Source organism: Hyphomicrobium sp. B1, assembly GCF_049532635.1.
Lineage (GTDB): Bacteria > Pseudomonadota > Alphaproteobacteria > Rhizobiales > Hyphomicrobiaceae > Hyphomicrobium_B.
Genome location: NZ_CP134871.1, coordinates 3,200,806 through 3,215,368 on the forward strand (window position 1 = coordinate 3,200,806; position 14,563 = coordinate 3,215,368).

At 60.5% G+C, this 14,563-nt stretch carries 12 protein-coding genes; 10 read left to right on the forward strand and 2 right to left on the reverse strand.

Translation table 11 applies throughout. From position 1 onward, the window contains the following. Nucleotides 1-7 precede the first annotated feature (7 nt). From RLW55_RS15320 to RLW55_RS15335, 4 genes are all read left to right on the forward strand, one after another. Nucleotides 8-871: a D-amino-acid transaminase gene (locus RLW55_RS15320; protein ID WP_423414636.1), complete on the forward strand. Its 864-nt coding sequence runs from the start codon at nt 8-10 to the stop codon at nt 869-871. 181 nt (nt 872-1,052) lie between these two features. Next, complete coding sequence (gene hfq / locus RLW55_RS15325; protein ID WP_013947693.1) at nt 1,053-1,301, forward strand: RNA chaperone Hfq; 249 nt, start codon at nt 1,053-1,055, stop codon at nt 1,299-1,301. 110 nt (nt 1,302-1,411) lie between these two features. Beyond that, nucleotides 1,412-2,710 carry a GTPase HflX gene (hflX, locus tag RLW55_RS15330; RefSeq protein ID WP_423416421.1) on the forward strand — a complete coding sequence of 433 codons (1,299 nt, stop codon included), beginning with the start codon at nt 1,412-1,414 and terminating at the stop codon, nt 2,708-2,710. Nucleotides 2,711-2,721: 11 nt separating this feature from the next. After that, on the forward strand, nt 2,722-3,948 hold the full coding sequence (locus tag RLW55_RS15335) for an FAD-dependent oxidoreductase (protein WP_423414637.1): 1,227 nt from the start codon (nt 2,722-2,724) through the stop codon (nt 3,946-3,948). Here the strand turns inward: RLW55_RS15335 and mazG are convergent. Further along, nucleotides 3,945-4,889, reverse strand: coding sequence for a nucleoside triphosphate pyrophosphohydrolase (gene mazG / locus RLW55_RS15340; RefSeq protein ID WP_423414638.1), 945 nt, complete (start codon nt 4,887-4,889; stop codon nt 3,945-3,947). The two genes, RLW55_RS15335 and mazG, sit on opposite strands and share 4 nt — an antisense overlap. A 158-nt stretch (nt 4,890-5,047) precedes the next feature. Between mazG and RLW55_RS15345 the strand changes: the two genes are divergently transcribed. Continuing rightward, a complete protein-coding gene (locus RLW55_RS15345; RefSeq protein WP_013947689.1) occupies nt 5,048-5,776 on the forward strand; it encodes a hypothetical protein in 729 nt (242 codons plus the stop codon). 15 nt (nt 5,777-5,791) lie between these two features. Next, nucleotides 5,792-6,145, forward strand: a complete 354-nt coding sequence (locus RLW55_RS15350) for a hypothetical protein (RefSeq protein ID WP_423414639.1) — start codon at nt 5,792-5,794, stop codon at nt 6,143-6,145. A 155-nt stretch (nt 6,146-6,300) separates the two neighbouring features. Here the strand turns inward: RLW55_RS15350 and RLW55_RS15355 are convergent, their stop codons facing one another. After that, entirely contained in the window at nt 6,301-7,830 is a 1,530-nt protein-coding gene (locus RLW55_RS15355; RefSeq protein ID WP_013947687.1) for a leucyl aminopeptidase, read from the reverse strand. A 379-nt stretch (nt 7,831-8,209) separates the two neighbouring features. On the opposite strand from RLW55_RS15355, the gene lptF reads away from it, so the two are divergent. The 4 genes from lptF to RLW55_RS15375 all read left to right on the forward strand — a co-directional run bounded on the left by lptF (nt 8,210) and on the right by RLW55_RS15375 (nt 14,524). After that, a complete protein-coding gene (gene lptF, locus RLW55_RS15360) occupies nt 8,210-9,400 on the forward strand; it encodes an LPS export ABC transporter permease LptF (RefSeq protein ID WP_409559920.1) in 1,191 nt (396 codons plus the stop codon). Beyond that, nucleotides 9,397-10,491 carry an LPS export ABC transporter permease LptG gene (gene lptG / locus RLW55_RS15365; RefSeq protein WP_013947684.1) on the forward strand — a complete coding sequence of 365 codons (1,095 nt, stop codon included), beginning with the start codon at nt 9,397-9,399 and terminating at the stop codon, nt 10,489-10,491. Before lptF ends, lptG begins: the two co-directional genes overlap by 4 nt. A 3-nt stretch (nt 10,492-10,494) precedes the next feature. Continuing rightward, nucleotides 10,495-13,032: an LPS-assembly protein LptD gene (locus RLW55_RS15370; RefSeq protein ID WP_423414640.1), complete on the forward strand. Its 2,538-nt coding sequence runs from the start codon at nt 10,495-10,497 to the stop codon at nt 13,030-13,032. Nucleotides 13,033-13,201: 169 nt separating this feature from the next. Next, entirely contained in the window at nt 13,202-14,524 is a 1,323-nt protein-coding gene (locus tag RLW55_RS15375) for a peptidylprolyl isomerase (RefSeq protein ID WP_414462729.1), read from the forward strand. Nucleotides 14,525-14,563: the final 39 nt, after the last annotated feature.

Here is a 14,563-nt window from a genome sequence, read left to right on the forward strand (position 1 = left end):
GCCGCGCTTGACCCGCATCGTCTACGTCAATGGCGCCTACCAGCGCTATGCGGAAGCCGCAGTCCACACCGAGGACCGCGGCTTTCAATTTGCCGATTCCATCTATGAGGTCATCGAGGTGCTCGATGGCCATCTGGTTGATGCAACCCGCCATCTCGCCCGACTGGCCCGGTCTCTGCGGGAGCTTCGCATCGCACCGCCAATGTCGGACGCTGCTCTGATGCAAGTGATCGGACAGGTAATCCGCCGTAACCGCATCCGCGACGGCATCGTCTATATGCAGGTGACACGCGGCGCCGGCCCGAGGGATTTTGCCCTGCCGTCGGCCGGAACTGCTCCGACCCTCGTCATTCTGGCGCGCGCCCAACGCAAGGGCTGGTCGGCCGAGCTCGCCAAGACGGGGATCGCCGTTAAAACCATTCCAGACAATCGCTGGGGCCGCTGCGATATCAAGACCGTGATGTTGCTTCCCGCCGTTCTCGCCAAGGATGAGGCGCGCAGAAACGGGGCCAAGGAAGCCTGGTTCGTCGATGCCGAAGGAAATGTGACAGAGGGCGCGTCAAGTAACGCCTGGATCGTATCGTCTGATGGAGCGCTGATTACGCGCCCGCTCGGCCCCCATATTCTTCCCGGCGTCACCCGCGCTACCGTCATGGACGTCGCCAAGGCTGAGGGATTGAAAATCGAAGAACGCGCCTTCGGGAAAGAGGAAGCCTTGCGCGCCCGGGAAGCGTTTGTGACGTCCGCTACGAATATCGTCATGCCGGTGGTCAATATTGACGGCAGTCCAGTAGCCGACGGCCGTCCGGGCCCACTGGCGCGCCAGCTACGCTTGAGATTTCATCATGTTGCTGAAATTTCAGAGGGGTAGTGCGAACGTTGCCGCATTGTGCGAAGCATCAATGGATGTAGAGTGCCGTCGCTTCGATCGTCATCGCACCCCCGGTGAAATCGAAACCGTTGCGGCGCTTCGTTGCTTTCCAAACGTGACAGCGCCCCACGTTTCAGACAAGACGCCTATCAAGACGTCGAGATAAAAACGGACAACAACAATGGCGGCCGAAAAACCTCAGAACCTGCAGGACACATTTTTAAATTATGTCCGCAAGAATAAAACGCCCCTGACGATCTTCCTCATCAATGGCGTGAAACTCCAAGGCATCGTGAGCTGGTTCGACAATTTCTGCGTCCTGCTCCGCCGCGACGGCCATTCCCAGCTTGTCTACAAGCACGCGATCTCGACGATCATGCCGGGCGGTCCGGTCAATCTCAACGATCAGGATGAGAGCGGAGCCGGTTGATCGCGCGCCCTGAAAACGGCAAAGACGAACGGCGCGAGGGCGAGGGAAAGCGCAAACGTCGAAAAGCCTCAGAAGAAACGCGGGCACCGAGAACGCGAACGCTTGTCGTCGTGCCCGCGCTGAAGCGTCCGCTGAAAGTGCGCGGGGGTGCGAATGCCGACGCGCAAATCCACAGCCCTGAAAATCGATTGGCGGAAGCCGTCGGCCTCGCGAAGGCGATCGACCTCGACATCATCGATTCGGCCATCGTGCCGATCGCCGAGCCGCGTCCGTCTACGCTTCTGGGCTCAGGCAAAGTCGAAGAAATCAAAGGCCGCGTCGCCGAGCTTGAAATCGGCCTCGTCGTCGTCGACTACAACATCACCCCGGTGCAGCAGCGCAATCTCGAGAAGGCGTGGAACGCCAAAGTTCTCGACCGCACCGGTCTTATTCTCGAGATTTTCGGCGAGCGTGCGCGGACGCGTGAAGGCGTGCTTCAGGTTGAGCTTGCGCATCTGACGTATCAGAAGGGCCGTCTGGTCCGCGCCTGGACGCACTTGGAGCGTCAGCGCGGCGGCGGCGGCTTTCTCGGCGGCCCCGGTGAAGCTCAGATCGAACTCGACCGCCGCATGCTTCAGGATCGCATCGATGCGATCAAGAAGGACCTCGCCGATGTCGTCAAAACCCGCGACCTGCATCGCAAGGGACGGCGCAAGGTGCCGTATCCAATCGTCGCCATCGTCGGCTACACGAACGCGGGCAAGTCGACGCTCTTCAATAAGATCACCGGCGCCGGCGTCGTTGCGATGGATCAGGTATTCGCGACGCTCGATCCGACCATGCGCGAAGTGAAGCTGCCGAGCGCGCGCCGCATCATCCTATCGGATACCGTCGGCTTCATCTCCGATTTGCCGACCATGCTCGTCGCCGCGTTTCGCGCCACGCTAGAAGAGGTTGTCGAAGCCGATCTCATTCTCCACGTTCGCGACATTGCGCATGAGGAAACGGAAGCGCAGGCGCAGGATGTCGAAAAGGTGCTGTCCGAGCTTGGCATCGACACGCTGCCGATCGAAAGCAACATCCTCGAAGTCTGGAACAAAATCGATCTGCTTTCGAGCGATCGCCGCTCCGAGCTACAACACGAAGTCCAACGCAATGCCCGCCCGCCGGTCCTCGTCTCGGCCGAGACAGGGGAGGGGATGGCGCCGCTGCTCGAAACCATCGACACGCACCTTGGCGCTTCCGATGAGATCATCGACGTCATCGTTCCCGGAAGCGCCGGGGCGTTGCTCAATTGGCTGCATGAGACGACAGACGTGCTTGCTCGCGAAGCCCGCAAAGATGGCAGTCTTGAACTTCGTCTCCGAATTCCGAGCGAAAAGAAAAATCGCGTGATCGGGCAGCTTCGCAAGAACGGAATATCCGTATAAGCTCGATCCTCATGGATCAGCGCGTGACCTGTTGCGTGACGGGCGGCGGCCCGGCGGGCATGATGCTCGGGGTACTCCTGGCGCGTGCCGGAGTGAAGGTCTGCGTTCTCGAAAAGCACGCCGATTTCTTCCGCGATTTCCGCGGCGATACGATCCATCCCTCGACGTTGCGCATGATGGAAGAGCTGGGCTGGCTCGACGAATTCCTCAAGCTTCCGCACCAGGAAGTGCAGCGCCTTTCCATGCAGTTCGGCGATACGCGCGTCGAGATGGCGGACTTCAGCCACCTGCCGATCACGACGAAATTCATAGCGTTGATGCCGCAATGGGATTTTCTGAACTTCCTCGCCGAAAAGGGCCGGGCTTATCCGGGCTTCGATCTGAAGATGAGCACGGAGGCGACTGGCCTCATCTACGACGGCGACCGCGTTACGGGCGTCACGGCGAATTCGCCCTCCGGTCCGCTCACGATCAAAGCCGATCTCGTCATCGCCGCTGACGGCCGTAACAGCACGCTGCGTGCAGCCGCTGGGTTTGTGCCGGAAAACTTTGGCGCGCCGATGGATGTGATGTGGTTTCGCCTGCCGCGGCTTCCGACCGACGCGGCGGACGTGGCAGGGCGCTTCGAGGGAGGGCACATCTTCATTATGATCCCGCGCGGCGACTATTGGCAGTGCGCATATATCATTCCGAAAGGCGGCGACGCGGCGACACGAGCCGCCGGTCTTGAAGCGTTTCGTAAATCGGTTGGCGCACTTCTTCCATTCGACCCGGCGCGTGCGAACGACATTCCGGATTGGGATCACGTCAAGCTGCTGACGGTTGCCGTCGATCGCCTGAAGACGTGGTCAAAGCCTGGCTTCCTCTGCATCGGCGATGCCGCGCACGCCATGAGCCCGATTGGCGGCGTCGGCGTCAATCTCGCGGTTCAGGATGCAGTCGCCGCCGCCAACAGGCTGTGGCAGCCTTTGAAAGAAGGCGATCTGCAGATGAGCGACTTGCGGGTGATCCAATCGCGCCGGACATTTCCGACGGTCGCAACCCAACGCCTGCAGCTTGCCATTCAGAACAGCGTGATTTCGAAAGCCCTCAAAGCAACAGGACCGCTCAAACCGCCGGGGTTTGTCCGGCTCGTGGAGACGTTTCCGTTTCTGTCACGCTTTACTGCTCGTGTCTTGGGTCTGGGTTTCCGCCCCGAACACATCGCGCAACACATCCGCGCGTCAAACGGACGTTAGCTTTTCTCCAACGCCTTCGCTTCGTCCCAGAGCGTGTCCATCTCCTCGAGTGTCGATTGCGACGGCGTCTTGCCGCGTTCCGCCAGCACCTTTTCGATGTGGGCGAAACGGCGAATGAATTTCCGGTTCGCCCCGCGCAACGCATCCTCCGGATTGATATCGAGATGCCGCGCGATGTTCGCCATCACGAAAAGAATATCTCCAAACTCTTCTTTGATCGCGCCTTCCGACTCGCGTTCCGCGAGCCGGCCGGAAGGCGCTGCGCCCGGCGGCCGGCTCTCCGGAGGAGAGTCGCCGGGCGCCAATAAAGACTCCCCGCGAGGATCGTGGGGAAGGGCGACCTCTTCAAATTCCTGAATCTCTTCCTTCAGCTTGTCGAACACCGGCAGCAGGTTCGGCCAGTCGAAGCCGACCTTCGCGGCTTTGTGCTGCAACTTGGTTGCGCGCGTCAAAGCAGGGAGGGTAGGGGGGACGTCGGCCAGCGTAACGGGTCCGTCCGCAGAGGTTGTATTGCCGCCAGAGAGACGCGCTCGCTCGGCAGCTTTCTCGGCGCGTTCCTCCGCTTTGAGCTGATCCCACGTCGCTTTGACGGCAGACGGATCGCGCGCGCTGCCGTCGCCGAAGACGTGCGGGTGCCGCCGGATCATCTTCTTCGTCACGGCCTCGACGACATCGCCGAAAGCAAACGCGCCTTGCTCTTCCGCGAGCCGGGAATGATAGACAACCTGAAGCAGGAGATCGCCAAGCTCATCCTTGAGGTCGGCAAGGTCGCGTCGGTCGATGGCGTCTGCAACTTCGTAGGCTTCCTCGATCGTGTAGGGCGCAATCGTCTCGAACGTCTGTTCGAGATCCCAGGGGCAGCCTGTGACGGGCGTCCGCAGCGCCGCCATGATCTCGATAAGCCGCGCAATATCGCGCGAAGGTTTCATGGTGTTCGCCATGTCCGTCCTCTATGTGGTCGGGCCGGACACTAATCGACCACACGCCATCGGGCTACCGACGCCGTCTGCGACCAGAAGACGAGGGGCACAGACTTCGCCGCCGGAGCTTGCTGAGGCCACGGTGTCTGCTAGTCTTTGTACGGGGATGAGGGACGGCCATGCACATTCTCTTCAATGGCCTGACAATGGTGCTGGAGCTGGCGGCGATCTGCGCCGTCGCTTGGGCAGGCTTCACCGCGCCCTTGATCTTTGCGGCCGGAACGGCGCTGATTGCCTTGGCCGTCGGTGCCGCGCTCGAAATCGCGCGCCTCAAGTATGAGTTCCCGTTTTACTTCGACCGCACGCCGGGCCGCTCGATCATCTTCATCGTCGCGGTCGGCGTCATCGAGTCCGTCACCAAGGCGATCCTGGCGGGCGTCGTCGGCCTGCTGACGTTTCTTGGCACCGATCAGGAGCGCCTGAAACTCGTCGCGATCATCTTCGCCGTTTCACTCTTTCTCGGCGTCCAGGTCGTCCGCTTCTTGATGGACCGCCTGAAGGCCCGGCCGCTGCGTTGGGGCTACTTCCGTCTCGCCGCGCCGCTCGGGCTGGTCTTCTCCGCGGGGCTGACGTTCATTCCCGCGCCGGGCATCACCGAACTCGCAACGCGCGCCACGTTCGATCTGCCAGCGAAGCCGACCATGGAGCAGGCGAGCGAGTTCCTGTTCCTCTTGAAACAGAGCTTCGACGATATCGTCGTCAGAATGCTGTCCTGGGTGTTTGATCCGTCTCTGGCGCAAGCCATCGGCGCCGTCGTGTCAGTCAACATGCTCTCGGGCTTCGTGCTGGCGCTTTATGCGGTCTTGATCGCCGAAGGCATTCGAACGCTCGAACGAAGGGAACCTTAGCCGCGAGAGACAACGATGCCGCTTCGGATCGCGCATACCACGCTGATGCTGCCGGAGGCGATTGTCATCGAGAGCTTGCTCGATGCCCACGGCATTCGCTTCGTCCTTGCAGGGAAGGACATCGTTTGCCAAGCACCGCAGTTCGCGATCCTCTACGGCGGCGTATCTTTCCTCGTCAGCGAGGATGACCTTGCCGATGCCCAGCGCCTCATTGCGAGCGGCGAAACTGTGCCGGGTTACACCTCGATTGAGAGCACCGCTTTTGAAAGGCGTCCGCTGCGCAACGCAATCCTGGCGTTCGTCATGCTCATCATCGGAGCGCCATTTCCGTTCTGGTATCGGAAGTCGACAATTCTCAGCGCCGATTGAAATCGAGCCGCGGCCAGCAATCGACCATTCCAGCATTCCGCATCAATTTCGCATAATATGTATTATGGAAACAAAGCACAGGAGAGGTATGTGTTTCAAAATGATACAAAGTGCCGAGCCAACTCAGATGAACCGAATTGGCTCGGCCGCTGAAATTACTTCTCGCCCTTTTCGTGATGCTCCGCGACGAACGCGTTGAGCAGCCGCACGCCCCAGCCAGCGCCCCAACTCTGGTTGATGTCGTTACGGCTGCCGTCCATCGCCGTGCCGGCAAGGTCGATGTGGCTCCAGGGCGTATCCTTCTGGATGAAGCGCTGCAGGAAGGCCGCGGCCGTTGCAGCACCGGCCCAGCGGCCGCCCGCATTCTTCATATCGGCGTTTTTCGAATCCATCGCCTTGTCGAAGGCTTTATCGAGCGGCATCCGCCACAGCTTCTCGCCGGTCGCGCGCGACGCCGCCAGGAGCTCATCGGCGAGCTTGTCCTCATTGGAGAACAGACCCGCATACTCCTTGCCGAGCGCAACCATGATCGCGCCCGTCAGCGTCGCGAGGTCGATGACGAGCTTCGGCTTGAATTGCTCCTGCGCGTACCAGAGCACGTCGGCGAGCACGAGGCGGCCTTCGGCGTCCGTATTGATGACTTCGATCGTCTGGCCCGACATCGAGGTGACGATATCGCCCGGACGGGTCGCGTTGCCGGACGGCATGTTCTCCACGCAGCCGACGAGACCGACGGCATTGACGTTGGCCTTACGTTCGGCGAGCGCGTGCATCGTCCCGATCACGGCTGCTGCGCCACCCATGTCGCCCTTCATGTCTTCCATGCCGGCTGCGGGCTTGATCGAGATGCCTCCTGTGTCGAACACAACGCCCTTGCCCACGAAGCAGATCGGCTTCTGCTTCTTCGATCCCTTGGCGCCGTTCCACACCATGACGGCAAGCCGCGACGGCCGCACGCTACCTTGGCCGACCGACAGCAGCGAGCCCATGCCGAGCTTCTCCATGTCTTTCACATCGAGAATTTCGACGTCGACACCGAGCTTTTCGAGCGCTTTCGTTTTCTCTGCGAGTTCGACAGGACCAAGGATGTTGGCCGGCTCGTTGACGAGATCGCGCGCCAGGTTGACGCCGTTGGCGACGGCCTTGAGCGGTTGGAAGGCAGCTTTCGCCTTGTCCGGATGCGGCACCTGGATGACGAGCTTCTTCAGCCCATCCTTGTCCGCATTCTCATCGCCGGACTTCTTCGTCATGTACTTTTTGAAGTTGTAGTGGCGCAGCATGGCGCCCTGGGCAATGAGCGCCGCGATCTCATCCGCCGACAGCGTCTCGGTCCCTTCGACGTCGACGATCACACATGCCGTGTTGCCCTTGCGCGCCTGGATGGCTGCCAGCACCGCGCCGCCAAGATCGATGGCCTGCTGCTCGGTCAGCGCACCGGCCTTGCCGAGGCCGGTGAGAATAAGCCGGTCAATTCCGAGCTTTGCGGGCGCCAGAATTTCGATCGACGACTTGTATTTGCCTTTGAAGTCGGCAGCTGCCGCAGCCTTGCTGATCGCGCTTGCGGACTTCGTATCAAACTCGCGCGCCCGCGTGCCGAGCACCAGTCCATCGCCCGCGAATACGACGGTCACCGTCTCCGGTTCGGCACTGAGAGGCGCAAAGGCAATTTCGAAGCGATCGGACATTTTCAAGACGACTCCAAGTTAAGATGAGATCCCGATTCGGGATGAGAAAAGCAGGGGCTGGACGCGGACGCCGATCCACGGGACGACTCGCGGGCCTGGTCAAGGCGGGCGGGACGGGGCAGCATGGCCGCGCACAACTTAGTCGTTCGCAAAGGCGTGGCAAGCAAGCCGTTGTGCAGGCAATTCCGGCTAAGGCCCTCAAACGGCCTAACTATCTGCGATGCAAGTAGGTTTTTTGTAATATATCGCACGGCGGGACAACTCTGAACAGCCGAAATTCTGCCACTGTGGTATGGGAGCCGGAAGGGATCACTGCGGAAGCCGGCGGTGACAGCGGGGGGAGCTTCTGTCGGGTGACGGAAGCGGGGACGGCTAAGGCATGCGAATTTTCTCAAGATATGTGTTCAGGCAGGCGGCGAGTTCGTTCCTGCTCATTCTCATATCTTTGACCGGTATCGTTTGGATCGCGCTGGCTCTGCGCCAGTTCAACGTCGTGACCAGCCAGGGTCAGGACACCTGGATGCTCGTCCGCGTCACGTCTCTCGCGGTACCGAACCTCATGGCGATCATCGCGCCGTTCTCGCTGCTGATCGGCGCCCTTCAGACCCTCAACCGGCTGAACACCGACAGCGAGCTGATCGTCCTTTCTGCTGCCGGTTCGACGGTATGGACGGTGGCCCGCCCCCTCCTCCTCCTGGCATTCCTCGTCAGCATTTTCTTGGCCCTGGTCAGCCACTTCGCGCAGCCGTGGAGCATGCGCTTGCTGCGCGAGTACATGGTCCAGGTGCGCAGCGATCTACTGACACAAGTCATTCAGCCCGGCCGCTTTTCAAGCCCCGAGCAAGATTTGATGTTTCATATCCGCGACCGGTCCGCAGACGGCGAGCTTTTGGGTCTGGTCATGAACGACACGCGCAACAAGGCGCAATCGCAGACCTACCTCGCCGAGCACGGCACCATCGTGAAGCAGGACGGCACCGCCTACCTCGTCATGACGACCGGCCACATCATTCGCCGCTCCGATGCCGAAGGCCCGCCGCAGATCATCGCCTTTGACAAATACATCGTCGATCTCGATCAGTTCGAGCCCCAGAGTGATGGCTCGGGCGAGCTGAAGCCGCGTGAGCGCTATTGGAATGAGCTGGTGCATCCCGACCCGGACAGCAAGCTCTATAAAAACCAAGCCGGACAGTTCCGCGCCGAGATCAACGAGCGTCTCGTCAGTCCGCTTTACCCGATCGCATTCGCGTTCCTGATCATTGCTTTTGTCGGCCAGGCGCGCTCAACCCGTTCGAGCCGAATGCAAAGCCTCGTTCTCACCTTCTTGCTCGGCGCGGCATGCCGGATGGCAGGCTTGGCGTTGAACAGCGCCGTCGCGCGCAATCCGACGATGCTGTTTTTCCTCTACGGGACGCCGATTTCAGCAATCATCCTGTCTCTGCTCATCATCAAGCGCGCCGATCGGCAACGCCGTCCATCCCGCATCGTTGGACTGTTCCTTGATACCGGCGCGGCCATCTGGGCCAACATCATTCGCCTTGTCATGCCGCGCCGGAAATTCGCGTCATGAGGAACTCGTTCATACTCTGGCGTTACATTGCCAAGATGTTTTTGGTCGCGATCACCTCGACGCTCGCGGTCTGTGCAATGCTCATCTTCATGATCGACTTTGTCGAGTTGCTCCGCCAATCGAGCAAGTTCGGCAACGTCCCGGCACACACGCTCGTCCTGATCGCCATGCTGCGTCTCGGAGCCTATGTCGAGTTCCTGCTCGGGTTCGCCGTGCTCGTCGGCGCGCTGGCCGCCCTCCTCCACCTCAATCGCAAAAGCGAACTCGCCGTCATGCGCGCGGGCGGCATGTCCGTCTGGCAATTTCTGGTGCCCGGACTGATCGTCGGCCTCGTCGTCGGCGTGCTGGGCGTTACGGTCTACAACCCGCTGGCCGCCAAAGGCCGCGCCAAGTCCGAAAAGGTGTTTGCCAAAGCGTTCGGCAACGACAACAACCTATTACGTGCCCAAGGCGGTGGCTCGTGGATCCGACAGGATGGCGTCGATGGAGAATCGGTTCTCGGCGCCGCGGCGGCGTCGAACCGAGGCCTGACGCTGACGGGCGTGATGATCCTCGCTTATGATCGTCAGGGGCACTTCTCAGAGCGTGTCGACGCCAGCGAAGCCGAGCTCAAAGACGGCTACTGGGACCTCAAGGATGCATGGGTTTCACGCCTCGGCCAGCAGCCCGAAAAATTCAAATCGTACCTTGTATCCACTTACCTGACGCCGGACCGTGTACAAGAGGCCCTCGGCACCGTTTTTTCGGTCTCGTTCTGGGACCTGCCAGAACTCATAGAAGCTGCTGATAAAGCTGGACTTTCGACGGAGCGACTGCGCGTTCAGTATCAGTCGCTACTGGTTCGTCCGCTCCTGTGCATGGCGATGGTCCTTTTGGCGGCCACTGTGTCATTGCGGTCATTCCGCTCTGGTGGCATCCAGACTATGGTTACGACAGGGATGATCGGTGGGGTTAGTTTCTTCTTGTTCTCGGAAATTGCGAGACAAATTGGGATCGCGGGGCTTGCGCCGGCGTGGGTTGCTGCGTGGGTGCCTGTGATCCTTATTCTGATCATCTCGACTACGGTGCTGTTGCACCAGGAGGATGGCTGAGTGATGCGTGAAGCGCGGACACCGCATGAGGGTTGCGGGTCGTCACGCGAGGGTTCTCGCCACCGGAAGGTGGGCGGGATCGCTCGTGCGCTTCTGTGCGTCCTGACGCTCGTCAGCGCAACCACCGAATTCGCCCCACGTGCGGGCGCTCAAACCTACGACGCCCAGGTCACCGATCCCGGCGGCACGCTGGGTGGTAGCAAAAAGAAATCATCCGCCAATTCATCGTTCGGCGCGGCCAACTCGCCGAGTGCGATTTTTGGCAAGATCAACACCAATCTCGACCGCGCTCAGCCGATGCGTCTGCAGGGCGATCAGCTGATCTACGACAAGTCCGGCGACCGCGTCATTTCACGCGGCAACGTCGAGATTTTCTATAACAACTACATCCTGACCGCCGACGAAGTCGTTTACGATCAAAGCGCCGGCACGCTGACGGCCATCGGCAACGTTACGCTGAAAGAGCCTCAGGGCAACATCGTCCACGCTGACCGCTACACCCTGACCGACGACTTCCGTGACGGCTTCGTGTCTGCGCTTTCGATCACGTCGAAGGACAAATCGCACATCTCCGCTGACCGCGCGACCCGGCGCGAAGGCAACATCACGGAGTTCCACAACGGCCGCTTCACGCCGTGCCAAAGCGACGGTGGCACTCCGCCGCTCTGGTGTATCAGCGCGACGCGCATCATCCACGATCAGTCGGCCGCAACGCTCACCTACCAGGACGCCTACTTCGAGATCTACGGCCAGCCGATCTTTTACCTGCCCTACTTCCAGAGCCCGGATCCGACCGTGAAGCGGAAATCGGGTTTCCTGACACCTGACTACGGCCACTCCTCGACGCTCGGCTACATCACCGGCATCCCTTATTTCTTCAACCTGGCGCCGAACTACGACGCGACGCTCGAGCCAATCTATTTCAGCGATCAGGGCTTGATGATGAAGGCTGAGTGGCGGCAACGGCTGGCCAACGGCCAGTTCAATGTTCGTCTCGCGGGCATCGACCAAAATTATCGCGATCTCCCAGGCGCGCCGGCCGACAACAAAGATCTCGATGGCCTGCGCGGCAGCGTCGAGACGCATGGTCAGTTCTCGTTGTCGAGCTGGTGGAAGTTCGGCTGGGACGCGATCGTGGAAAGCGACGACCAGTTCCGCCGCTTCTATAAGCTTGACAGCATCCTCGTCACTGACCGCGTCAACCAGATCTATTTGACCGGCCAGTCCGACCGCAATTACTTCAGCGCCAAGCTTTATCAGTTCGGCGGCCTGCTCACGAATGACACGCAGCAGACCGAGAGCTACACGCACCCGATCATCGACTACAATTATGTCTTCAAGGACCCCGTGGTCGGCGGTGAGCTCAGGTGGAACACCAATATCCTGAGCTTCACGCGCGCGGATGGCGCCCTCGTCGATCCAATGACCGGCCGCCAGACAGATGAGAACGTCAACCGCATCGTCAGCGAACTCAAATGGCGACGCCGCCTGACGGACGCCATCGGCATCAGCTACACGCCATTCGCGGATATCCGCGGCGACGTCTATCAGTATGACAACGCGACGAACCCTCAAAGCGTTGTGCTGAACCAAGCCGGTACCGCAGTCGAGTCGTCCCAGGTCTTCTCCGACACCGTCACGCGCGGTATCGTCGACGGCGGCATGACCGTGTCTTATCCCTGGGCCGCGACGAACGCCGCCGGCACGCACATCATCGAGCCGATCGGCCAGATCGTGGCGCACCAGGAGAGCATTCCGCAGCGCCGTCTACCCGACGAAGACGCGCAGAGCCTCGTGTTTGACGACACCAACCTGTTCTCGACCTCGAAATTCTCGGGCTATGACCGCATCGAGACGGGCACGCGCGTCAATGCCGGTCTGCAGTACACGTTCCAGTCCAATGACGGCGGCTATGCCCGCTTCCTCGCCGGTCAGAGCTATCATCTGTCGGGCGACAACATTTATCTCAACCCCGGCCGCAACGCCGACGGCAACTACGTCTTCAATCCCTATAATGGCCTCGAGACCGATCGCTCGGACTACGTGATCGGCGCTTACATCGCGCCGCTGAGCAACTTCCGCATCATCTCACAGAGCCGGTTTGACCAATCGACGTTCGCTTTGAAGCGGATGGACTCGTCCATGATCACGAGCTGGGGTCCGTTATCGGTCCAGGCTGGCTACTCCTACGATGCCGACGCGCTGTTCACCGATCCCGAGAACCCCTACACCATCGCCACGCTCTCGCGTGAAGAAGAAGTCTTGGCGGCAGCCACCCTGCAGCTCACCAACCGCTGGAGCATCGGCGGATCGTCTCGCTACAACCTCCAGGAAGGCAACTTCCGCTATGACAGTGTCAACTTGAAGTATGTCGACGACTGCTTCGCCCTGACCGCGTCCTACATCCAGTCGAACTACTCGGATGAATCGATCGAGCCTGATCAGACGATCATGCTGCGCTTCGAGTTCAAGCACCTCGGTGACTTCGCGACCTCGACGGGAACCGACTTCAATCTGGGTGGCGACCAGCGCACCAACTGATCCCTGTTCGCGCTGGTCCTGAACCTTGAGTTCGAAAACAGCGCGAAAACCGGATTTTGGCCACTCTTGATGTGGATAAGGCCGGTTGAACAGGTGGGGCCGGGCTATGCTCCACGTGGCCGAATCGAACGCTACAGGGTGTCGTTAACGCATGCCGCTGAGACGGAGCATGACTGCAGGATTGTCCGGAACCCTCGGATCCGGAAACATCAGGCGCTGTGCGCTGGCCGCTGCCGCCTGCATCGCCTTTTCGATCTCGGCCGCGGCTCAGAACGGAACGGTCGCCGTCACCGGCGACGGCACCCCTGCGGCAGCGCAGAAGCCGTCGATCGGCGATACCTTGCCCGACACCGGCAAGGGCCAGAAACGGCACGGCAAGAAATCCATCGATCCCGGCAGCGCTGCTACGGCGAGCCGCGACATGTCCGGCCCGCCCACGGCTGAGCAGCGCTCGATCGTCGCCCTCGTCAACGACGAGCCGATCACCGGTTATGAAGTCGACCAGCGCGCCATGATGCTCAGCGGCACGAATATTCAGACCCAGGCGAAAGCCAACTTCCAAGCCATCATCAAGGACCCGAGAACGTCGGAGCATCTGAAGGAAATCCTGCAGCAGACGGCGCGCGACAACCAAGGCAAATCGCGTGAGCAGATCATCGCCATCTTCGAGCAACGCAAGAAGGAATACGGCATGAGCCTGCAGCGCCGGGCCTTCGAAAGCGCCCGCGCATCAGCCCTGCCGGCGATGAAAAAGCAAGCTCTGGAAGAATTGATCGACGACCGCCTCAAGACGCAGGAAGCAAAACGCCAAAGTGTGACGATCGAGGACTCTCAGATCGACATGATCGTCAAGAGCATCGCCGAACGCAACAAGATGACGATCGAGCAGTTTCAGAAGCAGATTGGCGGCAGCCTCGAACCCATCAAGACCCGCATCCGTGCGACGCTATCTTGGAACGAGGTCGTGAAGAAAAAATTCGCGCCTTTGATCAACGTGTCGAACCGGGACGTCGATAAGCTCGTCGCCTCGGCCACATCCGCCAACGACGATATCGAGTTGCAGCTTCAGCGCATCCGCATCGCCATGCCGGCTAAGATCGAAGAGCACGGCATCGCGGCGCGCATCCAGGACGCCGACAAGATCCGGCAGAAATTCACCGGCTGCCAGTCGACGGCGCAGGCGGCAATGGGCGTCACCGGCGCCCGCTTCGAAAACCTAGGCAAGCAGCGGCCCGCGACCATACCTGAACCGACCCGCACGCTGCTCCTTAACGCCGCCAACGGCGAAATGCTGCCGCCCGCCGTGAACAACGGCGCCATCGAGCTATGGGTCGTCTGCGGTCGCGATGCCGTCAAGGCGTCTGAGGTCCAGCGCAACCAGGCCGAAGGCGAGCTGAAGCAGAAAGAGTTCGAACTGATGGCCAAGCGCTATCTCAAGGATTTGCGTGAGGACGCCCACATCGAGTACCGTATCGACGTCGGCTCCAAATAGAGGGCCAGGCGCCCTCACTCGGATTTACACAAGCTGCCC